Source organism: Dyella jejuensis, from assembly GCF_044904675.1.
GTDB classification, from domain to species: Bacteria; Pseudomonadota; Gammaproteobacteria; order Xanthomonadales; family Rhodanobacteraceae; genus Dyella_B; species Dyella_B jejuensis.
On the sequence record NZ_JADIKJ010000004.1, the window covers coordinates 109,690 to 134,330 of the forward strand.

General features: G+C 63.7%; 24 protein-coding genes and 1 riboswitch. Of the genes, 7 read left to right on the forward strand and 17 right to left on the reverse strand.

What is annotated here, in order from left to right; genetic code table 11:
* Positions 1 to 66: 66 nt before the first annotated feature.
* From ISP15_RS05445 to ISP15_RS05455, 3 genes are all read right to left on the reverse strand, one after another.
* A complete protein-coding gene (locus ISP15_RS05445; RefSeq protein WP_404545898.1) occupies positions 67 to 681 on the reverse strand; it encodes a hypothetical protein in 615 nt (204 codons plus the stop codon).
* Between the two features lie 148 nt (positions 682 to 829).
* Entirely contained in the window at positions 830 to 1,654 is an 825-nt protein-coding gene (gene queF, locus ISP15_RS05450) for an NADPH-dependent 7-cyano-7-deazaguanine reductase QueF (RefSeq protein ID WP_404545900.1), read from the reverse strand.
* A 159-nt stretch (positions 1,655 to 1,813) separates the two neighbouring features.
* Positions 1,814 to 2,806: an aldo/keto reductase gene (locus tag ISP15_RS05455; RefSeq protein ID WP_404545902.1), complete on the reverse strand. Its 993-nt coding sequence runs from the start codon at positions 2,804 to 2,806 to the stop codon at positions 1,814 to 1,816.
* A 104-nt stretch (positions 2,807 to 2,910) separates the two neighbouring features.
* Here ISP15_RS05455 and ISP15_RS05460 point away from each other — a divergent pair, with 104 nt between their 5' ends.
* Entirely contained in the window at positions 2,911 to 3,810 is a 900-nt protein-coding gene (locus ISP15_RS05460) for a LysR family transcriptional regulator (protein ID WP_404545904.1), read from the forward strand.
* A 145-nt stretch (positions 3,811 to 3,955) separates the two neighbouring features.
* On the opposite strand, the gene ISP15_RS05465 is transcribed toward ISP15_RS05460, so the two are convergent.
* Together ISP15_RS05465 and ISP15_RS05470 are read right to left on the reverse strand one after the other, a co-directional pair.
* Positions 3,956 to 4,705, reverse strand: coding sequence for a glutathione S-transferase family protein (locus ISP15_RS05465; RefSeq protein WP_404545906.1), 750 nt, complete (start codon positions 4,703 to 4,705; stop codon positions 3,956 to 3,958).
* Positions 4,706 to 4,717: 12 nt separating this feature from the next.
* On the reverse strand, positions 4,718 to 5,104 hold the full coding sequence (locus tag ISP15_RS05470) for an acyl-CoA thioesterase (protein WP_404545908.1): 387 nt from the start codon (positions 5,102 to 5,104) through the stop codon (positions 4,718 to 4,720).
* 168 nt (positions 5,105 to 5,272) lie between these two features.
* Here ISP15_RS05470 and ISP15_RS05475 point away from each other — a divergent pair, with 168 nt between their 5' ends.
* Both ISP15_RS05475 and ISP15_RS05480 read left to right on the forward strand, forming a co-directional pair.
* Positions 5,273 to 7,621 (forward strand): S9 family peptidase, encoded by a 2,349-nt coding sequence (locus ISP15_RS05475; protein ID WP_404545909.1) that lies wholly within the window; start codon positions 5,273 to 5,275, stop codon positions 7,619 to 7,621.
* Positions 7,622 to 7,745: 124 nt separating this feature from the next.
* Complete coding sequence (locus tag ISP15_RS05480) at positions 7,746 to 7,916, forward strand: hypothetical protein (protein WP_404545911.1); 171 nt, start codon at positions 7,746 to 7,748, stop codon at positions 7,914 to 7,916.
* 319 nt (positions 7,917 to 8,235) lie between these two features.
* Here ISP15_RS05480 and ISP15_RS05485 read toward each other — a convergent pair whose 3' ends face one another.
* Positions 8,236 to 8,754 carry a hypothetical protein gene (locus ISP15_RS05485; RefSeq protein WP_404545912.1) on the reverse strand — a complete coding sequence of 173 codons (519 nt, stop codon included), beginning with the start codon at positions 8,752 to 8,754 and terminating at the stop codon, positions 8,236 to 8,238.
* A gap of 69 nt (positions 8,755 to 8,823) precedes the next feature.
* Here ISP15_RS05485 and ISP15_RS05490 point away from each other — a divergent pair, with 69 nt between their 5' ends.
* Positions 8,824 to 9,501 (forward strand): DUF2076 domain-containing protein, encoded by a 678-nt coding sequence (locus tag ISP15_RS05490; protein ID WP_404545914.1) that lies wholly within the window; start codon positions 8,824 to 8,826, stop codon positions 9,499 to 9,501.
* 127 nt (positions 9,502 to 9,628) lie between these two features.
* On the opposite strand, the gene ISP15_RS05495 is transcribed toward ISP15_RS05490, so the two are convergent.
* From ISP15_RS05495 to ISP15_RS05510, 4 genes are read right to left on the reverse strand one after another with little or no spacing between them, the layout of a single operon-like run.
* The gene (locus tag ISP15_RS05495; RefSeq protein WP_404545916.1) at positions 9,629 to 10,066 is read right to left on the reverse strand and encodes a GNAT family N-acetyltransferase; all 438 of its coding nucleotides are present in this window, start codon (positions 10,064 to 10,066) and stop codon (positions 9,629 to 9,631) included.
* A gap of 15 nt (positions 10,067 to 10,081) precedes the next feature.
* Entirely contained in the window at positions 10,082 to 11,098 is a 1,017-nt protein-coding gene (locus ISP15_RS05500; RefSeq protein ID WP_404545917.1) for a ribonucleotide-diphosphate reductase subunit beta, read from the reverse strand.
* 22 nt (positions 11,099 to 11,120) lie between these two features.
* A complete protein-coding gene (locus ISP15_RS05505; RefSeq protein WP_404545919.1) occupies positions 11,121 to 11,357 on the reverse strand; it encodes a hypothetical protein in 237 nt (78 codons plus the stop codon).
* A 6-nt stretch (positions 11,358 to 11,363) separates the two neighbouring features.
* Positions 11,364 to 13,781 (reverse strand): ribonucleoside-diphosphate reductase subunit alpha, encoded by a 2,418-nt coding sequence (locus tag ISP15_RS05510; protein ID WP_404546042.1) that lies wholly within the window; start codon positions 13,779 to 13,781, stop codon positions 11,364 to 11,366.
* A 303-nt stretch (positions 13,782 to 14,084) separates the two neighbouring features.
* Positions 14,085 to 14,292, reverse strand: a riboswitch (cobalamin riboswitch).
* A 91-nt stretch (positions 14,293 to 14,383) separates the two neighbouring features.
* Here ISP15_RS05510 and ISP15_RS05515 point away from each other — a divergent pair.
* Positions 14,384 to 15,334: a glycoside hydrolase family 27 protein gene (locus ISP15_RS05515; RefSeq protein ID WP_404545920.1), complete on the forward strand. Its 951-nt coding sequence runs from the start codon at positions 14,384 to 14,386 to the stop codon at positions 15,332 to 15,334.
* Positions 15,335 to 15,340: 6 nt separating this feature from the next.
* Here ISP15_RS05515 and tcuC read toward each other — a convergent pair whose 3' ends face one another.
* The 4 genes from tcuC to ISP15_RS05535 all read right to left on the reverse strand — a co-directional run bounded on the left by tcuC (position 15,341) and on the right by ISP15_RS05535 (position 18,375).
* On the reverse strand, positions 15,341 to 16,618 hold the full coding sequence (tcuC, locus tag ISP15_RS05520; protein ID WP_404545922.1) for an MFS transporter: 1,278 nt from the start codon (positions 16,616 to 16,618) through the stop codon (positions 15,341 to 15,343).
* Entirely contained in the window at positions 16,602 to 16,922 is a 321-nt protein-coding gene (locus tag ISP15_RS05525; RefSeq protein WP_404545924.1) for a cupin domain-containing protein, read from the reverse strand. The genes tcuC and ISP15_RS05525 overlap by 17 nt, the downstream gene beginning before the upstream one ends.
* 189 nt (positions 16,923 to 17,111) lie before the next feature.
* Positions 17,112 to 17,978: a type 1 glutamine amidotransferase domain-containing protein gene (locus ISP15_RS05530; RefSeq protein WP_404545925.1), complete on the reverse strand. Its 867-nt coding sequence runs from the start codon at positions 17,976 to 17,978 to the stop codon at positions 17,112 to 17,114.
* Positions 17,979 to 17,985: 7 nt separating this feature from the next.
* Positions 17,986 to 18,375, reverse strand: a complete 390-nt coding sequence (locus ISP15_RS05535; RefSeq protein ID WP_404545926.1) for a peptidase C13 — start codon at positions 18,373 to 18,375, stop codon at positions 17,986 to 17,988.
* Between the two features lie 452 nt (positions 18,376 to 18,827).
* Here ISP15_RS05535 and ISP15_RS05540 point away from each other — a divergent pair, with 452 nt between their 5' ends.
* A complete protein-coding gene (locus tag ISP15_RS05540) occupies positions 18,828 to 20,240 on the forward strand; it encodes a tryptophanase (RefSeq protein WP_404545928.1) in 1,413 nt (470 codons plus the stop codon).
* 5 nt (positions 20,241 to 20,245) lie between these two features.
* Here ISP15_RS05540 and zapE read toward each other — a convergent pair whose 3' ends face one another.
* From zapE to ISP15_RS05555, 3 genes are all read right to left on the reverse strand, one after another.
* Positions 20,246 to 21,364, reverse strand: a complete 1,119-nt coding sequence (gene zapE / locus ISP15_RS05545; RefSeq protein WP_404545930.1) for a cell division protein ZapE — start codon at positions 21,362 to 21,364, stop codon at positions 20,246 to 20,248.
* A 57-nt stretch (positions 21,365 to 21,421) separates the two neighbouring features.
* Complete coding sequence (locus ISP15_RS05550; protein ID WP_404546044.1) at positions 21,422 to 22,108, reverse strand: alpha/beta hydrolase; 687 nt, start codon at positions 22,106 to 22,108, stop codon at positions 21,422 to 21,424.
* Between the two features lie 142 nt (positions 22,109 to 22,250).
* Positions 22,251 to 22,772 (reverse strand): c-type cytochrome, encoded by a 522-nt coding sequence (locus ISP15_RS05555; RefSeq protein WP_404545931.1) that lies wholly within the window; start codon positions 22,770 to 22,772, stop codon positions 22,251 to 22,253.
* A gap of 452 nt (positions 22,773 to 23,224) precedes the next feature.
* On the opposite strand from ISP15_RS05555, the gene ISP15_RS05560 reads away from it, so the two are divergent.
* Entirely contained in the window at positions 23,225 to 24,508 is a 1,284-nt protein-coding gene (locus ISP15_RS05560; protein ID WP_404545933.1) for an efflux RND transporter periplasmic adaptor subunit, read from the forward strand.
* Positions 24,509 to 24,641 lie beyond the last annotated feature (133 nt).

Consider the following 24,641-nt stretch of genomic DNA (forward strand, 5'->3'; position numbering starts at 1 on the left):
AAGGGGGCTATGACAACAAAAGGGCGCTCCATCGGAGCGCCCCGGCGTACTTCGCGTCAGCGGCGATCAGCTCTTCTTGATTTCAAAGGTCTTGCTTGCCGCCTGCTTGCCGTCCAGCGAGATATCCACCTTGTACTTGCCTTCCGGCCACAGGTTCGGATTCTGCACCCGGAAGGTGGTGGTGGCCGGGCCATCGGCGATGATCGACTGGCTGGTGCTCATCACCTGCTGGCCGCTGCCTTCGAGGTAGCTCCACTTGGCGTTGAGGGTGGCGCCGGGCGTGCTGCCGGTGGTGTCGACGCTGACGTAGATGGTCTTCTGGCTCGGCGCGAAGGTGGTCATCTCCTTGCGCACCTTGTGGTCGGCATTGACCGCGTCGCCTACCGTGATGGTGCTGACCTGGAAACCCTCCGCGGCCGGCGTGGCCGCGGCAGTTGTTGCTGCCGCCGTACTGGCCGATGCCGGCGCGGCGCTGGCGGTGCTGGTCGCTGCGGGTGCGGCGGCCGTGCCGACCGGCGCCGGCTTGGTGGCGGCCGTGGACGGCGCGGCGGGCGCGGCGGCGGTGCTGGGTGCAGCAGGCTGGTTCGCCGGCTGTTGCTCGTTCTTGCCGCAGGCGCTGAGTGTCAACAGCCCGGCGAACGTAACGCTGCAGAGGACGGCGGAACGTGCGGAGAGTTTCATGGGTGAGATTCCGAAAGGGGGGACAGGAAACCGGAGGCCGGCGGCTTCATGGCAGTCCGACTAGGCTAGCGCCGCCGATCTGAAGTGCCGATGACCAAAACGCAGAGTTTAACCGTTTGCGCGTCGGGTTCGACGCAGGCCGCCACGCTTATTGCCGGGCTCCGCGGCGGTTGTCCGGAAGCGCCTGGTCCGTGCTGCGGAAGGGGTTGATGTCCAGCCCGCCGCGTCGCGTGTAGCGCGCGTAGACGCTCAGTCGCTCCGGTGCGCAACGCTGCCGCACATCCATGAAGATGCGTTCCACGCATTGCTCGTGGAATTCGTTGTGGATGCGGAACGACACCAGGTAGCGCAGCAGTCCTTCCCGGTCGATCGGTGCGCCGTGGTAGCTGATCTGCACGCTGCCCCAATCCGGCTGGCCGGTGACCGGGCAGTTGGAGCGCAGCAGGTCCGAGACCAGGATTTCGTCCACCGCTGGCGCGGTTGCATCGGCGCGCAGGTAGCCGGCGTTCGGCGGCCCGTAGTCGTCGACGGTTATCGGCAGCGCGTCGATCGAATCGCCCGCCAGATCCGCAAACACGTGTTGCGCGGTACGCGCCGCGCGGAGCTGCACCATCACCGGCGCGCCCGCCGCGCGCGACAAGTCCTGTTGCAGCAGCGCGCTCAGCGCGGCCGGATTGGCCAGCGGCTCTTGCGCGAAACCATTGAGATACAGCTTGAACGATTTGGATTCGATGATGTTGGGCGAATGCGCCGGCACCCGGAACTCCGCCACCGCCGCCACCGGCTTGCCATGCATATCCAGCCACGACAGTTCATAGGCGTTCCAGATATCCACGCCCTGGAACGGCAGCGGCTCGCTCACGCCGATTTCATCGCGCTTGGCCTGGCGAGGAATGGGAAATAGCAGGGTGGGATCGTAACGGTCGGCGTAGACGGTGTGCTTGCCGAGCGGGGAGTGTTCGGGAGTGCTCATCCGTGCATTCTATCGCTTCGGCCTGCCTGCTTCGCCGGGAACGGATCGAGGAACCCGGATCACAACGCGCATCGACGGTGGATCCGGCGCGGGACCATCCGCTCATCGCGGCCCTCTCCCTGGAGAGGAGAGGGCCTGTGCATGCGTGGTAGACCGGCGCTATCGGTTGACGTGCGCCATGCCCGCCGGCGCATAACGCTCGCCGGCCACCGCTTCGGCAGGAAAAATCCTTTCGATCGAATCCAGTTCCTGCTTGCTCAGCCGCACGTCGAGCGCGCCGAGGTTTTCGTCCAGGCGCGAGCGGCGTTTGGTGCCGGGGATCGGCACGATGTCCTCGCCTTGTGCCAGCACCCAGGCCAGTGCCAGTTGCGCCGGCGAACAGCCTTTTTCCGCGGCCAGCTCCTCCACCTGTTTCACCAGTTGCAGGTTGCGCGCAAAATTTTCGCCCTGGAAACGCGGATTGGTGCGACGGAAATCATCCTCATCGAAATCCTCCGGCTTGCTGATGGCGCCGGTGAGAAAGCCGCGGCCCAGCGGCGAATACGCCACCAGCGCAATACCCAGCTTGCGGCACATCGCCAGCGAGCCGTTTTCTTCCGGATCGCGCGTCCATAGCGACAACTCGCTTTGCAGCGCGGCGATCGCATGCACCTTGCTCGCCCGCTCGATGTTGTGCGCCGACGCTTCCGACAAGCCCAGGTAGCGCACCTTGCCGGCCGCCACCAGTTCGGCCATCGCACCGACGGTTTCCTCGATCGGTACGTCCGGGTCCACGCGATGCTGGTAGTACAGGTCGATGTGCTCCACGCCCAGCCGCTTCAGGCTGTGGTCGCAGCTGGCGCGCACGTAATCCGGACGGCCGCTGATGGCGCGCTTGGCGGGATCGGACGCATCGCGCACGATGCCGAACTTGGTCGCCAGGAATACCTGGTGGCGCCGGCCCTTGATCGCCTTGCCGACCAGTTCCTCATTGGTGAAAGGGCCGTACATGTCGGCGGTGTCGAGCAGGCTCACGCCGCGGTCGAGTGCATGCTGGATGGTGGCGATGGATTCGGCGTCGTCGCGCTGGCCGTAAAAGTCGCTCATGCCCATGCAGCCGAGGCCGAGGGCGGAAACGCCGGGACCGTTCTTGCCGAGAGTGCGGGTCTGCATGGGATCGCCTTTTCACGAGTGGAAGATGGCGCATCTTCGAACCATGCGGGCGTGCGATAAATGCTCAATAATGGTTATCACTATTCCATCTAGATCAATAATCCGTGGATCGTCTCGATGCCATGCGCCTGTTCACGCGAATCGTCGAGCTGGGCAGCTTTACCGCCGCGGCGGACGACCTGGACCTGCCGCGCGCCACCGTCACCCACACCATCAAGCGGCTCGAGGCGCGGTTGGGCACGCAACTGTTGCAGCGAACCACCCGGCGCGTGCATACCAGCCGCGAAGGCGAACTCTATTACGGCCATTGCGTGCGCCTGCTGGCGGACATGGATGCGGTGGAAACGGATTTCCGCGAAACAGCCGTGCTGCCGCGCGGACGCTTGCGCGTGGACCTGCCCGCGCAAATGGCGCGTCTGTGGCTGATTCCCGCCTTGCCGACTTTTTTCGCGCGCTATCCGCAACTTGAACTGGACATCGGTACCGGCGACCGCTTCGTCGACCTGTTGCGCGAAGGCGTCGATTGCGTACTGCGCGTCGGCCAATTGCCGGATTCGGGCTTGACCAGCCGGCGCGTTGGCACACTCGAGCAAGCCTCCGTGGCGAGTGCGGCCTATGTGCGCAGGCAAGGCATGCCGCAAAGCTTGGCGGATTTGCAAAACGGCCATTACGCGGTGAACTGGGCATCGCCAACCACGCATCGCAGCGAGCCGCTGGAATTCATGCTCGGCCGCAAGCGGCGCGAAGTGACGCTGCCCGGCCGTGTCACCGTCAGCGGCGTCGAAGCCTACATGGGCTGCTGCGAAGCCGGCCTGGGCATCGCGCAATTTCCGCGCTATCGCGTGGCGGACGGGTTGGCGAGCGGACAGCTGCGGGAAATCCTGCCATCGATGCCGCCGCCATCATTGCCGGTGTCGGTGTTGTATCCGACCCACCGGCAGATGCCGGCAAGGTTGCGGGTGTTCGTCGACTGGTTGGTGGAGTTGATGGCCAGGCAGCTTTGAGCATGTTGGACGTTCCCCCCGGCTGGCGCTTAGGGACCTGCCGGCGCGGCAGTGCGGCACCCTTCTTTTACTCGGTCCTTCAGGGGCCGGGTTGCCCCATGCCATGCCGCGTTTCGTGCTGGCGATCAGTCGAGTCAGGCGAAACTCATTCTCTTGGCAATCCATGTCGTGGTCGTGCCGTTGCCATCGTCTCCCGTGTAAGCGGCGCTCCCGCCGCCGCCAGCGCATCGCGTTGCTGTGCAAGCGGAATGCGCAGCGTGCAATCCTCCAACTGCGCCAGTTTCCGGAAGACCGGCAGCGCTTGCACGCGCTGTACGAAGGCGGCCGTGCGCGGCCAACGTTCGGCATCTACTGCGTAGCGCACAAAAGCTGCGGTGCGGAAATAGCAGGCGATGCTGATATCGGCAATCGATAGATCGCTGAAGATAAAGCCATCCGCAGGCAGCTGTGTTTCCAGATAATCGAGTGCGGAAGGAATTTCGATTTCGCGCGCCTGCTTGACGATCTGCTCGTCCGTGGTCTCGCCGAATACGTGGCGGCGGACTGACAACTGGTAGAAGAGGCGCCAGATCAGCACGTCCGCAAGGCGGGTATCGGCATATTCTTCCAGCCAGCGCGCCTTGGCACGGTCGGCGATATTGGCGGGATAGAGCGGGGGCACCGGATGCTTGTCTTCCAGGTATTGGCAGATCACCGAAGAATCGTTGAGCACCAGATCGCCGTCGAGCAGCACCGGCACGCGACGCAAGGGGCTCAAGTGACCGAAATCGTCGTTGCCGACGAACGGCGCGATCGGATCGATCTCGTAGTCGAGCCCTTTCAAGTCCAGGCACACCAGCACTTTGCGCACGTAAGGCGATACGTAATTGCCAATGACGATCAGTCGGTGCGACATGCTTGCGTTCCTTCAAGCGACAGGCAGGGACGGTACGGCCGTGGGCGAGCCGTTGGAATCGAGCGCGATCATCACGAAGCGGCCGGTGGTGCAGACGCGGCGGTCGCCGGTGAGCGGGTCTTCGGCGGTCATTTCCACTTCCACCCGCATCGAGCTATGCCCGACGCCGACCAGGCGCGCCACCAGTTCCACCAGCTGGCCTTCCCGTACCGGCACGCGGAAATTCACCTCTTCCGAGCGCGCGGTGACGACCGTGCGCCGGGCGTGGCGGGAGGCCACGATAAAGGCGGCCTTGTCCATCCAGGCCAGCGCCTGGCCGCCGAACAGGGTGCGCAGGTGGTTGGTGTGGTCGGGAAAGACCATTTCCAGCAGGCGGGCTTCGGGCAGGGTCGGAGTCATGGATCGCGGGCCGGAACGGAGAGGTGCACACGATACGGCGCCGCTTGCCGGGATGCCATGCCAGGGACCTTTGGCAGGGGTGCGGCGCGATCGCCGCTACTACGATGAAGGGTCATGACAAGATGGGGTGGCCGCCGTCGCGGCCAAACGTTTTCATTGGGAGCAAGCATGCGTTCGATAATCGGCACGTCGCGTCTGTACGGCGCTTTGGTGTGTGGTCTGCTGACACTGGCTGCGAGCCCGGGCAGCGCGAAGGCGGAAGGTCGCACGTTGACCGCGCAGGATTATGCGCAGGCCGAACGGTTCATGCCGTACAACACCATGCCGCTGGTGGATCATGCGGTACACGTCGTGCATTGGCTGGACGGCACGCACTTCTGGTATCTCGACCATGACGCGAGCGGCGATCACTATCTGCGCATGGATGCCACCAGCGGCAAGGCGTCGCCGCTGTTCGACCAGGCCAAGCTGGCCGCGGCACTGGACCACGCCGGCGACAAGTCGGCCAAGGCCGACAAGCTCGGCATCGCCGACTACCGCGTGGCTGCCGACGGACGTGATGACATCGAGGTCCACGGCAAGCATTACCTGTGCGACCTGAAGGGCGCCGGTGAATGCGTAGACCGGAACACGCTGGTAAAAACCGGCAAGGAGCCGGGCGTGCTGTCGCCCGACCGCAAGCAGGAAGCCTTCATCCGCAACTGGAACCTGTGGGTGCGCGACGTCGCCACCGGCAAGGAAACCCGGCTCACCACCGATGGCGTGGAGAATTTCGGCTACGCCACCGACAACGCCGGCTGGAAACACACCGACAACGCGATCCTCGAATGGTCGCCCGACTCGAAGCGGATCGCGACCTTCCAGCAGGACCAGCGCCAGGATGGCGACATGTACGTGGTGACCACCCAGGTCGGCCATCCGCAATTGCAGTCCTGGAAATACCCGTTGCCGGGCGACGAACACGTCACGCTGATCCAGCGCGTGATCATCGATGTGCCGGCGCATCGGGTAGTGCGACTGAAGATGCCGCCTGACCAGCATCGTTCGTCCCTGTGCGACGACGTCAGCTGCGGCGAGGATGGCGGCTGGGACGATGTGAAGTGGGCGCCGGACGGCAACACGCTGGCCTTCGTATCCACCTCGCGCAACCACCAGCACGAAACCTTCCGCATCGCGGACGCCAATACCGGCGAAGTACGCACCGTGTTCCACGAAGACGTGCCCACTTATTATGAAAGCGGCAACGGTGCGGTGAACTGGCGCTATCTGCCGGCCAGCCACGAAGCGATCTGGTTCAGCGAGCGCAACAACTGGGGCAATCTCTACCTCTACGATCTCGGCAACGGCAAGCTCAAGCACGCGATCACCACCGGCGACGGCAACGTGACCGAAGTGCTGAAGGTGGATGCGAAGACACGTACCGTGTGGTTCCGTGGCGTAGGCCGCACGCCTGGCGTCAATCCCTATTACCAGCAGCTCTGGAAGGTGAGCCTGGATGGTGGCGAACCGGTGCTGCTGACGCCCGAGCCGGCCGACCACACCATCACCCTGTCCGACGACGGCAAGTATTTCGTCGACAGCTATTCCACCACCACCACGACGCCGGTGACTGTGCTGCGCGATGCCAGCGACGGTCGCACCCTCGCTACCGTCGCCAAGGCCGACATCAAGCGTCTGCTCGCCACTGGCTGGCAGCCGCCGGAACAGGTCGTGGTCAAGGCGCGCGACGGCAAGACCGATCTGTATGGCCTGATGTTCAAGCCCACGCATTTCGATCCGCAGAGAAAATATCCGATCGTCGATTACATCTATCCCGGCCCGCAGACCGGCTCCGTGGCGACCTTCGGCTTCACGCCCTCGCATTACGACAATCAATCGCTGGCGGAACTGGGCTTTATCGTGGTTGCGATCGACGGCATGGGTACGCCATGGCGCTCCAAGTCCTTCCATGATGCCTGGTACGGTCACATGGGCGACAACACGCTGCCCGACCAGGTGGCCGCCATCAAGCAGCTGGCGCAGCGCTATCCGTGGATCGATCTCGATCGCGCCGGCATCTGGGGCCATTCCGGTGGCGGCGATGCCACGGCGGACGCCATGTTCCGTTATCCCGATTTCTTCAAGGTCGGCTGGTCGGAAAGCGGCAACCACGACAACCGCGACTACGAGGATGACTGGGCCGAGAAATGGCAGGGCCTGCTGGAGACCCACAAGGACGGCAGCACCAACTACGACAACCAGTCCAACCCGCTGATCGCCAAGGACCTCAAGGGCAAGCTGATGCTGGTGCACGGCAGCATCGACGACAACGTGCCGCCCTACAACACCTTGCTGGTGGTCGATGCGCTGATCAAGGCCAACAAGGATTTCGACATGTTGCTGTTGCCCAACGAGCACCATGGCTACGCAGACGATACCCCGTACATCACGCGCCGCCGCTGGGATTACTTCGTGCGCAACCTCGCTGGCGATACGCCGCCGAAGGAGTACGCGCTTAAGCCGTGGCCGTGGCGATAAATACGTGACCGGGCGCCGCGGCAAGGCAAGTTGCCTTGCCGCGGCGCGGGGCCATCGGTGTCTTCCTTTGTTCTGGCCGACAATCCACCCTGGGCTTTTCTTCGCGTCGTAGCGGCGATACAGCATGGCGCGCAAGGCGGGACCAAGCACCGCCAGTTGGCCGGGCAACCCTGGTGCGATCGCGCCGATCGCCAGGCACGGTGCCGGTAGCCTGAGCTGCTCGTCGCTGTTGGCCGCGCCAGTAATCGGAGAGAAAACCGCGGCAGGCACGGGCCTTGGCGACGCTATCAAGTGATCATCCGGCATCACGCGCAACCCGGTGATCATGGTCATGCTGGCACCAAGGCCCAGGCTGATAGCCGCCACCATCAGGGCGGTCATGACGCGCTGGTGCCTGAGGTTGCGCAAGCCAGTATCAGGTAATACGCGAGCAGGAGCGGATTTCCTCGGCGATAACCACGGGCGCAAAATTGCTGGCGCCTGCCGCAGCAGGCGTTCGCTTTGATCCATGCATTTCAACAGCAGCAGCGGAACCCTTCTCTGCCGCAGCAGATCCGGTGCTTGAGTCGGTTACATGCGCATATGCCGTAGTGACTCGGAAGGTAAGTGGCCGCTCAGTGGTTCACCGGCTCAGCCATGCCGTTCGTCACCGCATCGTCCAATAGCTTGTCCAATTGCTGATTGGCGCGTTGCGTTGCGAGCTTTTCCTGCTTCGATAGTTCGGACTCGCGCACCGACAGTTGCGCCTGTTGCCTGGACAGCGTTGCAGCGGACTGGTCGAGCGTTCGGGTTTCGCGTGCGATCTCGGCGTTTTCCTGGTTCAGGCCGTGCAGGCTTGCCTGTTCGGCGAGGCCTTCCTGTGAGCTGCCGCTGACTTGCAGGGCGATGCGCTGGGCTTCGATGCTGGCGCGCCGGCTTTCCAGCTCGGCCTGGCGACTTGCCAAGGCACTCTGGCGCGCGGCCAGTCCACTTTGCTGCCCAGCCAGTTCGCCCTGCCTGCCGGCCAGTTCGCCCTGGGCGCGCGCCAGTTCGTTGACCGGAACGTAGGCCTGTTTGGCTTGCTCGATCGTGCCCGAACTGAATGCCGGCACTTGGCAACGCGGATCGCGTTCGAAACGTCCCCTTGAGGTCACGCGGCCCGTGCATACTTTCACTCATGCCCGCAGCGTGCCGGCGTCCACAAGCAGCTTTACGGAGTCCCCATGACACCCCAGGAACAACTTCTCCTCGATGATTTTCTCCAGCGCCTGGCTGCCGTCGGCGGCGTGGCGAAGGACGCGCAGGCCGACGCGCTGATCCGCCAGCGCCTGTCCGGCCAGCCGGATGCGCTTTACCTGCTGGTGCAGCGCAGCCTGTTGCAGCAGCATGCGCTGGACGCGGCCAAGGCGCAGATCGCGCAGTTGCAGGCTCAGGTGACCAGCCAGCAGGGCGGCGGCAGCTTCCTGGGTGGCCAGCAACCGGCGTGGGGCCCTGTTCCGCCTGCGTATCCGCCGGCCCCGCAGCCGGCTGCTGCGCCAAGCTGGCGCGAGCGCCTGTTCGGTGGCGCGCCCGCCGCGCCGCAGGGTGGCGGTTCCAGTTTCCTTTCCAGCGCAGCCACCACGGCGGCCGGCGTGGCCGGTGGCATGTTCCTGTTCGATGGCATCGAGAACCTGCTGGGCGGCCACCACGGCGGCGGTTTCGGTGGCGGTGGTTTCTTCGGCGGCGGGCAGCCGGAAGTGATCGAGAACGTCACCGAAAACAATTTCTTCGACGACGGTAATGCCTCGCAGGGCGGCGGTCAGGATTTCGCGTCCAACGATTTCGACGACGTCAACTCGGACAACAATTTCGACGACGACAATTCCGGCGGCAATTTTGACGACGACAGCAGCTGGACCTGAGCTCGTTGCGCACTGCCTGGAGCGAGGGCGAACCTGGCCCATGCCATGTGATCCTGGAATGGCATGGGTGGCGCGATCGAGGCGGTGATCGTCTCGTGTAAGCGCGTTACAAGGCGTCGCGACGGATTCAATCGGCCGCGATCAGCGGCTTGCTAAGGAAGATGCGGCAGGAACCGGGCGGGTCGCACGGGATGGTGCCGAATTCGCGCCAGCCGTATTTTTTGTAGAAACCCGGGGCCTGGAAATCGTTGGTATGCAGCACGCCCGTATGACAGCCGCGTTGACGGCCTTCCGCTTCGGCCTGGCGTAGCAGCGTGCTGCCCAGTCCTTGCTTGCGCAGGGCCTCGGGCAGAAAGAACATATCGATAAACAGCACTCCGCGCGACGTGCGGCCGCTCAGGCCGCCGAGTACCTCGTGCGTGGCAGGGTCCTTTACCACCAAGGCGAGCGGCCGCTGATCGTCGATGCCGCAGGCCGCGACATTGAACCGGTCAAGCTGCTGACGGATCACCGCCAGCTCGCCGGCCTGTGGCGTATCCGTAAGAACGATCAGCGGCGCGTGCATGCGAGTCGGTTTCCGTCAGAACGCCATGTCGAACGCGACTTCGCCTTCCACGCCCACCTGGTAGGCCGAGACGCGGCGCTCGAAGAAGTTGGTGACTTCCTGCACGTCCTGCAGGTCCATGAAGTCGAACGGATTTTTCGCGCCGTATTTCTTCGGCAAGTCCAACTGCGCCAGCCGCTGGTCTGCGCAATATTCCAGGTATTGGCGCATATCCTTCACTGACAGGCCAGCCACGCCGCCGGAAAGCACGTCTTCGGCGAACTGCGTTTCGCAGGCGATGGCTTCCTCCAGCATCGCTTCCACTTGCGTGCGCATGTCCGCATCGAACAGCTCCGGTTCCTGCGCGCGCACGGTGCGCACCACGTCGAAGGCGAACGCCATGTGGCCGGACTCGTCGCGGAACACCCAGTTGGTGCCCGAGGCCAGGCCGTGCAGCAGGCCGCGCGAGCGCAGGAAGTACACGTAGGCAAAGGCGGCGAAGAAGAACAGTCCCTCGATGCAGGCGGCGAAGCAGATCAGGTTGAGCAGGAACCGGCGCCGCTGTTCGCGCGTTTCCAGGCGCGGCAGGTTCTGGATCGAATCGATCCATTTGAAGCAGAACGCGCCCTTCTGGCGGATCGAAGGAATGTTCTCGATCGCGGCAAACGCCTTGTTGCGCTCGCTCGGGTCGGGAATATAAGTGTCGAGCAGGGTGAGATAGAACTGCACGTGCAGTGCTTCCTCGAACAACTGGCGCGACAGATACATGCGCGCTTCCGGCGCGTTGATGTGCTGGTACAGGTTCAGCACCAGGTTGTTCGACACGATGGTATCGCCGGTGGCGAAGAACGCGACCAGGCGGTGGATGAGATGGCGGTCGGCATCCGTCATCTTCGACTTCAGGTCGGTCACGTCGAGCGAGAAATCCACTTCCTCCACCGTCCAGGTGTTCTTGATCGCGTTGCGGTACATCTCGTAGAACTCGGGATAGCGCATCGGGCGCAGGGTGAGCTCGAAACCGGGATCGAGGAGGTGCGAAGAACGATCGGACATGGTGGTTCCTTCAAAACAGCGATCAGTCGAGTTTGCGCACATAGCGATCGCGCACGAACCGGCTGATATAGGTGGAAAGGCCGACCCCGGCCGTGGCGAGCCGCTGCATGTTGTGCACATGCGCGCGGCCGGGTGTCGTATCGGTGTATTCGTAGGTGCCGTCGTGCCCGAACCGCACCCGGATGAAGCCTTTGCCGATCGCATAGGCGCTCACGCCGGAGCGCCCGCTGCGATTGCGATAAGGCGTCATCCCAGGCATGGCGCGCTACTGGCAGGCCTCGCAATATTCCGGGTTCTCCAGCGAGCAGAACACGGCGGCGGTGGCCGCTTCCTGCGCATCCGGCGCCATTGTCGCCACCGCAGGCGCGGTCACGGTGGTCTTGGTGATCTTGGTCGCCGGTCGCGAGCGCAGGTAATAGGTGGTTTTTACTCCCGACTTCCACGCATACATATACATCGAGCTGAGCTGGCCGATGTTCGGGTTCTCCATGAACAGGTTCAGCGACTGGCTCTGGTCGATGTACGCGCCGCGCGCGGCGGCCAGGTCGATCAAGGCCTTCTGCGGCAGTTCCCACACCGTGCGATAGATCGTGCGCAGGCGTTCGGGAATGGCGGCGATGCCCTGGATCGAACCTTCCGCCAGCTTGATCGCATCGCGGACTTCCGGCGTCCACAGCCCCAGCGTCTTCAGTTCGTCCGCCAGGTAGCGATTCACCACCAGGAAGTCGCCCGACAGCGTTTCGCGCTTGAACAGATTGCTGACCTGCGGCTCGATGCACTCGTAGCAACCGGCGATCGAAGCGATGGTAGCGGTCGGCGCGATCGCGATCAGCAGCGAATTGCGCAGGCCGTTGGCCTTGATCGCTTCGCGCAGCGCGTCCCAGCGGGCGCTATCATGCGGCGTGGCGGCGGGCCAATAGTCGAACTGCAATTCGCCGTTCGCCGCGCGGCTTTCCGCAAATCCCGGATGCGCGCCGTGCTGTTCGGCCAACGCATTGGATTGCGACAGCGCGTTGAAGTAGATCTCTTCCGCGATGCGCGTGGACAGGGCCAGCGCCTCGGCCGAATCGAACGGCAGGCGCAGCTTGAAGAACACGTCCTGCAGGCCCATCACGCCCAGGCCGACCGGGCGCCACTTGCGATTGGCGACGGCAGCGGTATCGATCGGATAGAAGTTGAGATCGATCACGCGGTCGAGCTGGCGGATGGCGGTGCGCACGGTACTGGCGAGCTTGGCGAAATCGAACGCTCCATCCGTCACATGGCGCGCGAGATTGATCGAGCCCAGGTTGCACACCGCCGTCTCGCCGGCGTTGGTGACTTCCAGGATCTCGGTGCACAGATTCGACAGATGGATGACGTTTTCGGCCTTGGCCGTCTGGTTGCTGGTGGCGTTGCTGCGGTCCTTGAAGGTCATCCAGCCATTGCCGGTCTGCGCCAGGGTACGCAGCATGCGCGCGTACAGTTCGCGTGCCTTCACCGTCTTGACCGCCAGCCCTTCCGCCTCGGCCTGGTGATAGGCGCGCTCGAACGTTTCGCCCCAGCTGTCGACAAAGTGCGGCACCACCTTGGGATCGAACAGCGACCAATGGCCGTCGTGCTCGACGCGGCGCATGAATTCGTCGGGGATCCAGTTGGCGAGATTCAAGTTATGCGTGCGGCGCGCCTCGTCGCCGGTGTTGTCGCGCAGTTCGAGGAATTCTTCGATATCGGCGTGCCACGGCTCCAGGTATACGCAGGCCGCACCCTTGCGCTTGCCGCCCTGGTTCACCGCGGCGACCGAGGCATCCAGCGTCTTCAGCCACGGTACCAGGCCGTTGGAATGGCCGTTGGTGCCCTTGATCAATGAACCACGCGAACGCACGCGCGAATAGGCCAGGCCAATGCCGCCGGCGAACTTGCTGAGCTTGGCCACGTCGCCGTATTTCTCGTAGATCGATTCGAGCGAATCGGTCGGCGAGTCGAGCAGGAAGCATGAACTCAGTTGCTCGTGCGCGGTACCGGCATTGAACAGCGTGGGCGAGCTGGCGATGTATTCCAGCGAGGAGAGCAGGCGATACAGCTCCAGCGTTTCGCCGATCTCGTTGCCGCCCAGCGCGCAGGCGATGCGCATGAAGAAATACTGCGGGGTCTCGATCACCTTGCGCAGTTGCGGATGACGCAGGAGATAGCGGTCGTAGACCGTGCGCAGGCCGAAGTATTCGAAGCGGCGCGTGGCGAGCGGATCGATCGCATCGTTGAGCTTGCGCGCGTTGGCGGTGACGAAATCGCGCAGGCGCGCATTGAGGATGCCCAGTTCCGCGCCGCGCGCGATGGACTGCGAGAAGCTCTGGATTTCCTGGCCGCTCACTTCCTTGTCGATGAACGCCCCGAGCAGGCGCGCGGCCAGCTGGCCGTACTCGGGTTCTTCCGCGGTGAGCGCGGCGGCGGTGCGAATGGAAAGCTGATCCAGCTCCTGCGTGGTGGCGCCGTCGTACAGGCCGCCAATGGTCTTCAGCGCCACGCGCAGCGGATCGACCGCATGCAATCCTTCGGCGCTGCGCGTTACGGCGCGCACGATCTTGTTGACGTCGACGACCTCGTGTCCGCCGTTGCGCTTGGTAACGCGCATCTGGCCGGGGTTGTGCGGCGGGGTGAGGGCGAACGGTTCACTGGGAGCAAGGGTTTGGGCGGTGGCGGACATCGGTGCGTACTGGGCAGTGGCCGGCGCGTCGGCGTCGGCGGAAAAAGCGGACGTGTCCGCGCGGGCGGCGCTGCGCTCGCGCGATTCGGTATCGAGAGGCTGCATGTCGGATGCTCCGAGTGGCGGAACCTGCCCAGGCCGGATGTAGATCCGGTTCGATCGGGACGGGCTCCAGGGATTCAACCGCCTGCTCCCGCGCGCAGGGCTGATGTGGCGGTACCGCGGTCGATCGCGCGTTGCGGGCAGGCATCCCGCGTCGCGCGACACGCCTCCCCGCGGAGGCCGTCACCTTCGGCCTGGCACTCCGGCCATGCCGTGTCGGCAGGTCTTCGGACTCGCGGACATGGGCCTTGCGGCCCGCCTACTCACCCGGCTTCCCGGCCCGTGGGCCAGTGCTGAAAGGGCTTTTGTTTCCGCTTACCGCTGCGGGGCAGCTCCGGATTCACACCGGATTCCCTCGAACCGGACTCGAAATTGTTCGAGTTCGGCGACCGACGGGGCACAACATATCGGGGTGGCGGGGTTCGGTCAACCCAAGAAATTGTGGATAAGCGGTGGATAAGCGGCACGAGCCCAGACGGGGCGCGGCCTGCGCGATGTTCATGATTTCCAGGCAACGCCGGCGTTACGCCAGCACCGCAATCGCCGTCGTCAGCTACCACGGGCCCGGCCCTCGGCGAATGCCTGGCATCTATTCCTCGCCCGGCGAAACCACCTGCGGCGGCTTCACCGGCAGCTATGGCCATGAGGCGCAGGATGCCCGCCTGTTCGCCAGTTGGGGCGTGGATTACCTGAAGTACGACCTGTGCAGTTTCCACCGGCACATCGAAGGCAAGCCGGAAGCCGAGCAAACCGCGATGATGAAAGCGGCGTATTGCCTGATGCGCCGGCAACTGGATGCCACCGGACGCCCGATCGTCTATGCCTTGTGCAGCTACGGCTGGGGACGTGTATGGGAATGGGGGCCGGAAGTCGGCGCCAATCTCTGGCGCACCACCGACGATATCCAGGCCAACTACGACAGCATGATGTTCAACGCCAGCGCGCAGCTTGGCCTGCAGCGTTACGCCGGACCGGGCCACTGGAACGACGCCGACATGCTTGAAATCGGCAACCAGGGCCTGGACCAGCTCGATCCGCAACGCACCCATATGACGTTGTGGGCCATCCTTGCCGCGCCGCTGATGGCCGGCAACGATCTGTCGGCGATGAGTGCGCATGCCCGCGAGGTGCTTACCAACCGGGAAGTGCTGGCGATCGACCAGGATACCCGCGGCATCCCGGGCAATCGCGTGATGCAGGAAGGGCCGATCCAGCTATGGGCGCGCCCGCTGTCCGACGGCACGCTGGCGGTGGCGCTGGTCAATACGCTCAATCATTCGTTGCGCGCCACGCTGGATTTCAAGGCGCTGGGCTTGAGCGGTCCAGTGCCGGCGCGCGACCTGTGGCAGCACCGCGACCTGGGGAATGTCGATCGACAGCACGTGTTCGAGGTGCCGTCGCTGGGCGTGGTGTTGTTGAAGATGGGGGTTGCGTCCGCCAGCCTGCGATGACAGCCATCAAGCAAGATGTTGCGTGCGGCTGCGTGGATCGCGGAACGCCACCAGCGTTGCCGTCAGGCCGCAAAGCGCCGCGAACGACAGCCACAATCCCGGCGCGGCCTTGTTGCCGGTGGCATGGATCAGCCACTGCGATATCGCCAGGCTGGAACCGCCGACTGTCGTGGCCAGGCTATAGGCCAGCGAGAAGCCGGTCGTGCGCACGTCCACGGGCATCAGTTCGGTCAATGCCACCACCAGCGCGCCGTTGTAGCTGGCATAGATAAAGGACAGCCACAATTCCACGCCGAGCAGCCTGCCGAAGTCCGGCGCCGCGACCAGCCAGTGCAATACGGGGTAGGCGCTCAGCAGCGCCAGCACCGTGCAGCCAAGCAACAGCGGGCGGCGCCCGATGCGATCGGACAATGCGCCCATCAACGGCAGCCAGATGAAATTCGACACCCCCACGCACAACGTCACCACGAACACATCGGCCTGCGAAAGCTTGAGCACTTCCACGCCGAAGGTCGGCGTATAGGCGGTGATCAGATAGAACGACACCGTGGTCATCATCACCAGCGCCACGCCGACCAGCACGATGCGACCGTTGGCAAGCATCGAGCGGTAGATCGTGCCGACGTCTGGGCGGCGGCGTGCCAGGAAGGCCTCGGTTTCTTCCAGCGAACGGCGGAGCAGGAACAGGAACGGCACGATCAAGCAGCCGATCAGGAACGGAATGCGCCAGCCCCACGCGGAAACCGCTTCCGGCGGCAGCCACGATTGCAGCAGCAGGCCGAGCAGCGCAGCAAACACCACCGCCACCTGCTGGCTGGCCGACTGCCACGCGCAGTAGAAGCCGCGGTGCCCGGGCGTGGCGATTTCCGCCAGATATACCGATACGCCGCCCAGTTCCACGCCGGCCGAAAAACCTTGCAGCAAACGCCCCGCCACTACCAGCAGCGGCGCCAGCACGCCGATCGTGGCGTAGCCGGGAACCACCGCCACCAGCAGCGTGCCGATCGCCATCAGGCCCAGGGTAAGGATCAACCCGCGGCGCCGCCCGTGATGATCGATGTACGCGCCCAGCACGATCGCGCCGACCGGGCGCATCACGAAGCCCGCGGCGAACGCGAGCAGGGTAAGCAGCAAGGAGGCATACGCGCTGTGGCTGGGGAAATACGTCCTGGCAATGGCCGGGGCGTAATAGCCGTAGACCATGAAGTCGTACATCTCCAGGAAATTGCCCGAAACAACCCGGAAAATCGCCAGGATGTTGTGATGCCTAGTGTTCGCCGCCATCGGGCCCCCAAAAAATCACCCAGGTGGCAAAATCGGCGGAGAAATGCTCAAACCGATGCTCGATACCCGCTTCCACGAACAGGACGTCGCCTGCTTTGAACGAACGGCGTTCTTCGCTTTTCAAAAATTCGCCAGTGCCACGGATGACGATGTAGAGCTCGTCCTGCTTGTGGGGTGATTGCGAGTCAATGCCTCGGGGCGCATAGAGTCCGACTTTCCTCGAACCATGCCGCAGGCCATAGTGGAAACGGAACACGTCCGGGCTATCGGGAAGTTTTCCCAACGTATCTTCCAGCCCGAACATCCAATCGCTAGCTGACATGGCGTATCGATCTGCCGTTTGCGCGCACGCCTGAATTTACGGCACGTGAGTCTTGCCACGCAAACATGTCGACCATGCAGAACGGCTCGGATATTTCCAGGAAGCTGCCGTTGCCGACCCGGAAGATGGCTTGGGCATCCTCGTTGCGCGAGCGCCGGGGCGGGACGGTGATCAACGCAGGGTTCCTTCGTTCAACATGGCGGCAAACTCACGTGCGAAGCGATGCACGTCGCCGGGCCAGCGCGCGGACAGATAGTTGCCGTCGCGCACCACGAAGGCCGGCGTGTCGTCGGTATCGCTATCGCGCACCAGGCCGGAAGTCTTGCAGCGATAATGCGGTGCGTCGTGCGGCACGTCGAGAAAATCGGCTGGACTGGCCAGCGCGCGCGACACTTCCTGCTGCACCGACATGTAGCCTGCGGGTTGTCCCGCCGATTCGGTGTAGGTGCGGTAATAATCCGGATCCCAATAGCGCGTGATGCGCGTCAGCGACCAGGCCGACTTTTCCAGCGCCCACGTCAGCCCGGTCGTGCGGCGTCCATATAAGACCGAACGCCCATCGGCGCGGCGTGTACGCGCAACCAGCAATACCCCGTGGCAGATGGCGGCGACGGGTTTGCGGTCGGCGAAGCAAGTGCTGACGAAGGACGCCAGCTGGCCGCTTTCCAGATAGCTGCGCATGCCGCGCGCGCAATGACCGCCCGGCAGCAGCAAGGCATCGATGGATGCCATGTCGACGCCGTCCCATCGCAACGGTGCGCGATAAGCCGCGTCGTATTGCAATCGCGCATGATCTTTGCGCGCATCCCGATTCGCACGCAGCAACAAACCAAAAAGCCGCAAGCGACGCAGGCCAGGGACGCGGCCCCACACATCGAGCCCTGCGCCGCTCAGCATGAGCGGATCAGCCGATGCGATCGCGCCGTCCGGCGTGGCGAATACGATCTTATGGCCAGCCTGCGATAACACGCGCCACGGTACGGCGACCTCGCTGGGATCGTAGTCCATGCCGGGAAGCGGAATCAGTACCGTGGCCATGTGCGGCCTACTTCACGCTCATGTCGATCACGATCGGGTAATCGGCGGAGCCGCCGAACGTCGGCGGCGCGGGAAATGTCCAGGTCGAAAACTGCGCGGCCACGCAACGCGCCACCGGTATCGGCGCAACCACTTCCACGTTGAGCGGATGGCCATCCGGCGAAATATCGGCCACCAGCGTAAATGGCGTCTTGTCGCCACCATGGCTATCGATGCAACTGCGGTACGTATCGGTCATTGCATGGCCGGTCTTGTTCCAGAACTGCTTCTGATAAGCCGGTCCGCTGGCCGCCCCCTCCGCCATATGGGCGCGTTGCACGCGCGCATCAAAGGTATCGCGGGCCGCCGCGGTTTGCGGGGCGCCCGCCAGTGCGGCGAAGGCAAGGATGCTGAGCATGCTGGTTCCAGGTGTCATCGAATGGTTGACGGTAGCAGCTTGCGCCGGTGCCGGAGAAGTAGGCGCCTTATCGGTTCGGTTCCGCTCGCTGGATCTGAAACGACCTGATGGCGATCAAGCATGGCGGAGAGGTTGCACCCTTGAATGGGTGAACGTGTATCGCTTGCTTCGTGCGCCGGCATCGCTATCGAAAAACGCCAGCGGCAATTCCATCGTAAGTGGGTCAATTGGCCCGCTTTTTTCCGGGAAATTCTTCACTGTTGATCGACAATGCGCCACTCACTATCCGCGAGCAGCAGGGCTTCCGCGCTGCAAGCGTCTTTAATGCCGTGAAGCGGCATCGTCATCGCACGTCGGTTTTTTTCGCGTATCAGCTAATGGTCGCCAGGTGCTTGGCTGGGGCGACCCCCTATCTGTTTTGCGTTTATGACTTGGACAAGGAGCCTGGAGCGATGAAACGCATTCCTGAGCCGTTCCGCATCAAGATGGTCGAGAACATCCGCATGACTACGCGCGAGGAGCGCGAGCATGCGCTTGCCGATGCGGGCTATAACCCATTTCTATTGCCGAGCGACAGCGTTTATATCGACTTGCTGACCGATTCGGGCACCGGGTCCATGAGCGACAAGCAGTGGGCCGGATTGATGCTCGGCGATGAAGCTTACGCCGGCTCACGCAACTTCTTTCATCTTCGCGACAAGGTGAAGCGGCTCATCGGATATCCCTTTGTTATTCCCACGCACCAGGGACGGGGCGCCGAACAGATTCTGTTTCCATGTCTGATTGCCAGGAAGAAACGGGAATGCGGCGAGAAAAAGCCGGTTTTCATTTCCAACTTTCACTTCGATACGACCGCTGCGCATATCGAATTGAATGGCGGCAGGGCCATCAATGTCGTGACGCCTTTGGCGTTTGATACCGCCACGCACTACGACTGGAAAGGCAATTTCGATCTTGACCTGCTGCGCGCGGCGATCCATGAGCATGGCGCCGATACCGTGGCGGCGATTATTGTCACGGTGACTTGCAACAGCACCGGTGGACAGCCGGTCGCCATGAGCAACATGCGCGAGGTCTACCGGATCGCCAAACGGCACCGGATACCCGTGGTGATCGATTCGGCGCGCTTTTGCGAGAATGCGTGGTTCATCAAGCATCGCGAGCCTGGTTATTCGGAAAAGTCCATCCAGGACATCGTGCTTGAGATGTACGGCTATGGCGACATGCTCACCATGTCTGCGAAGAAAGACCCGATGGTGAACATCGGTGGCCTATGCGCTTTCCGGGACGATGAAGCGCTGTTCAACGAGGTGCGGATTCGTTGCGTGCCGATGGAGGGCTTTGTCACGTATGGCGGCTTGGCGGGACGTGATATGGAGGCCATGGCCATCGGCATCGAGGAAGGCATGAACGAGGACTTCCTCAGTTATCGCATCGGACAGGTTGCGTATCTTGGAAAGCTCCTGCAACAAGGCGGCGTGCCGATCCAGCAACCCACCGGAGGACACGCCGTATTCATCGACGCCAAATTATTCCTGCCGCACATCCCTTCCGACCAGTTCCCGGCCCAGGCGTTGAATAATGAGCTTTATCTGCAAGCAGGCATCCGCAGTGTCGAAATAGGTTCGTTGCTGCTGGGACGGGATCCGGACAGCGGCGTGCAAAAGGATTCGCCGGTGGAGTTCCTGCGTCTGACGATTCCACGGCGCGTGTATACCAACGACCACATGGATTATGTCGCCGACGCGCTGATTGCCCTGAAACGTCGGGCCGGCGAGATAAGGGGGCTGGAATTCACCTATGAGCCACCCGTGCTGCGGCATTTCATCGCGCGCATGAAGCCGGTCGAATGGAGTTATGCCTGATCGTGCTATTCCACGCGATGCGGCAGGGCGAGATATTCCTCGCTCTGCATTTCGATCAGGCGCGATTCCGTGCGGCCGAATTCGGCGCGCAGCCGTTCGCCGTCATACAGCTCGGTGATCGGCGCGGCAGCGGAGAGGATCAGCTTGACGTGGCGATCGTAGAACTCGTCGACCAGCTGCACGAAACGCTTGGCCGGGTCTTCGCTGTAGAGAGTGAATTGCGGCACGTTGGAAACGATCACTGCCGGGCCGGACTTGGCCAGCGCGATGTAGTCGGCCACGGCGCGCGGGCCGTCGCATAGCGCGGCGAAATCGAACCACAGGATATTGTCCGCGCGCTTGCGCACGGGAATCGGCCGATCGTTGATCGCGATGGTGCCGCCGTCGACGACCTCGCCCTGCGCCTGGCTGGAAAAGATGTGCGACAGCGCGCGCTCGGCTTCGGCGCCCGGTGGCGTGTGATACACCGGCGCGTGCGTCAGCGCGCGCAGGCGCCAGTCGTGTGTGGAAATCATCTCGACCACGTGGCAATGCGCCTGGATCGAGGCGATCGCGGGCAGGAAGCGGGCGCGCTGCAAACCGTCCTGGTACAGGTTTGCCGGCGCGGTATTGGAGGTGGTGACAAGCGTGACGCCACGCGCGAACAGGGCCTCGAGCAGGTTGGCCAGGATCATCGCGTCGCCGATGTCGTTGACCAGGAATTCGTCCAGGCACAGCACCCGGCAGCGCGCGGCGATGCCGGCCGCCACTTCAACCAGCGGATCCTGCCGTTCGCCCAGTTCGCGCAGGCGTTCATGCACCTCGCCCAGGAAGCGATGGAAATGCCGGCGCAACACCAATCCATGCGGCAGGCTGGCGGCGAACAGGTCCATCAGGAAGGTTTTGCCGCGACCGACGCTGCCCCACAGGTACAGGCCCGGTATCGCCGTGCGTTCGTCCGCGCCGAGCAGTGATTTCAGGCGACCGAACAAGCCGTGGCTGGTATCCACGCTGGCGCACAGCGTCGCATGCATGCGATCGAATTCCGGCAGCACGGCCAGCTGCGCAGGGTCGGCGCTCCAGCGGTGCGCGGCAATGCCTTCCTGGTAACGTGCGCTCGGCGCGCCGGGGGGTGTGTCGGCCATAGCTGGAAAGCCTGCTCAAGAAGTTATTTGCCCGTGCCCACAGGCTGCGCGGAAACGTCAATCCCGGACGGGTGGCAACCAATGCTTGATGACGTTTTTCACCGCGCCGCGCAGGTCCATCAGGCGGCGGTGAAAAAAGTGGCCGGTCTCCGGCATGCGGACCAGCTCGGGCGGCCGCTCCAGGCTGTCGATCCAATCGAACACCGCCTGGGGTTCGACCACTTCGTCTTCCTCGCCCATCACCACCAGCCAGGGACAGCTGGGCAGCGCCAATGTTTCGTGGGACCAGCGGCCGACCGGCGGCGCAATGCTGATGAGCGCATCGGCGCGCAAGCGGACGGCGTTGCGCAGGGTGACGTAGCTGCCGAAGGAAAATCCGGCCAGCCATAACCCATCGTCGGGACGCACCTTGCGCACCCACGCCACTACTGCGGCGAGGTCGTCGCTCTCGCCCTTGCCATGGTCGTAGTCGCCGGCCGATTCGCCGGCGCTGCGGAAATTGAAGCGCAAGGTGTCCAATCCGCATTCGCGCAGGCTGCGTTCGAGCATGGTCACCACTTTGTTGCGCATGGTGCCGCCATCCTTGGAATTGGGATGGCAGATCACCGCCACGCCGCGGCGCGCGCCGGGACGCTCGGCGACGTCGCCGATGGCTTCGAGCGGGCCGACCGGGCCTTGCAGCGTGAATTCGCAAAGCCCGTCGGGAAAGCTGGACGGATCGGGGAAAGGAGCAGCGGGTGTCATGGCGCTCATGATAGCCGGCTGGCCCGCGTCGCGTTTTCGCGCCTGCCGGCTGGTGTCACAGTGCTGGCCGCCGGAGCGGATCCATGGCGGCATCGAACGACAACGCCGTCCGCCGGCGGCGTCGGGCGGTAGTGCGCGAAGGTTACTTCGCCTGGCTCACGATCCAGGTCACCGCGGCCTTTACCTGCGCATCCGTCAGCGCGGGATTGCCGCCCTTGGCGGGCATCGTGTTGCCGTCCGGTCCGTGGTAGCCGTTGATCGCATGCTGTACCAGCGTGTCCAGTCCTTCGGCGATGCGCGGCCCCCACATGGCCTTGTTGCCCAGTATCGGCGCGCCCGCCACGCCGGCGGTATGGCAGCTGTGGCAAAGGTTGTCGTAGATGGTCTTGCCGTCGGTGGTGCCGCCGTAGGCGACCTGCGCGGCGGCGGCCTTGGCGGCGGCTTGCTGCGCGGCTTCCATGGCGGCGCGGCCGGTATTGCCCGCGTACACCGCACCGTTCGGGGCGAGGCTGGCGGAAAGTTGCTGCGCGGCTTGCGGATCGGTTTCCTTCGGCTCGCGCTCGTAAATCGTCCAGGCGGTGAAGATCAGGACCAGGGTCAGTACGCCGAGGCCGGCGATAAGCAGCGAGAACTGACGCAGGAAGCTCTGGTCGGATTTGCTCATGGAACCGCTCACGCAATTACTCCAGTCATCGAATGATCAATCTGGAAAGCCGCCACGGCCGCCGTGGCGTGCCTTGCCGCCCCTGGGCGACCATGCGCCGCGGCCGATGGAGCCGCAGCGGACAACAAGTTCCGGAGTATAGACGAAGCCTGCGGCAAGTTTGAGACCTTGGTCTTGCCGAGCTTGAGTCTTGCCGATACGCGCGCGCCGGCCCGGCAGCGATTCGACCGGCGGGGCCGCGCACGGCGGCGCGCATCTGTCCATGCAGCCATCGAGTCATGTTTCGCTGCTAATCTTTGACGCGCGGACCCTGCCATCGGTCATAAGGCACCTGTGTCAACCGGCATTGTCCAATCTCGTTGAGCAGAGCCTATGCTTGCTTCCAGGTAAGCGTGCAATGTTCGCACCGGCACAGTCGGGTGGCTCGGCCGTTTTTATTCCAGGAGTTTCACATGTCGCGTTTTTGGAAGATCGCGTTGATCGTGATCGCCGTACTCGTGGTGGGTGGCGTGGCGTTCCGCCTGCTGCACAAACCCGAAGCCGCCGGTGAGCACGGCGAAGCAGGTCGCAGGCACCATGCGGGCCAGGAGGCCAGCCAGCCTGGCGGCAGCGGTGGTGACAACGCACCGGTGCCGGTAACGGTGGAGGCCACGGCCAAGCAGAATGTGCCGGTCTACCTCACCGCACTGGGCACGGTGACCGCGCTCAACAATGTCACGGTCAATCCGCAGGTGGCCGGCCAGCTGTGGACCATCAATTTCAAGGAAGGCCAGGCGGTGAAGAAGGGCGACGTGATCGCCCAGATCGACCCGCGCACCTTCCAGGCCGCCTACGATCAGGCGGTGGCCAAGCAGAACCAGGACGAAGCGTCGCTGGGGACCGCGCAAAGCACGCTGGAGCGCAACCAGAAGCTGGTCGCCAACGGCTACGTCGCCGCCCTCGACATGGATACCTACCGCAACAACGTCGCCCAGTACAAGGCCACCGTGATCGCCGATCAAGCGAGTGCGCGCTCGGCCAAGGTGCAGCTGGACTTCACCAAGATCGTCTCGCCGATCGATGGCGTGGCCGGCATCCGCAATGTCGATCCGGGCAACGTGGTCACCACCACCACCTCGATCGTCACGCTGACGCAGATCCAGCCGATCTACGTGATCTTCAGCCTGCCCGAGCAGAACCTGGAGACCGTGCGCGATGCATTCCAGAACGGCGCCGACAAGCTGCAGGTAATCGCGCTGGATCGTGCCGATGCGCATCCGCTGGATACCACCGGCTTCCTGCAAGTGGTCGACAACCAGATCGATACGACCACCGGTACCTTCAAGCTGCGTGCGCAGTTCAACAATCCCGGCAGCACGCTGTGGCCGGGACAGTTCGTCAACGTGCAACTGCGCGTGCGCACCGTCGCCGGTGGACTGGTCATCCCGGCGCAGGCGGTGCAGCGCGGTCCGGACGGCGATTTCGTCTACAAGCTGCAGCCGGACCAGACCGTCGCCATGCAGCCGGTCACCGTGGCCGGCGAAGTGGGCGACAGCCATGTGATGGTGAGCAAGGGCCTGGCCGATGGCGACCAGGTGGTAACGGAAGGCCAGTTCCGCCTCAAGCCCGGCAGCAAGGTGCAGGCGCTGAAGCCCGGTGAAGTGCCGGCCGCGCCGACGGCTTCGGATGCGGACAAGAAGAAGTGGAAGAAGGGCGGCGGCCGCCGCGGCAATGCTGGCGGTGGTGGTGGCGGCTGATGCGGCCCATGCCTTGCCCTCTCCCCATTGGGCGAGGGCAGGGTGAGGGGACAGCCTCGCGATGCGTGTCTTCGAGAAAAATCAAAGGCCAGGCGATGACCGGATGTCATGTAACCGGCGGCAAGCCCGGCCC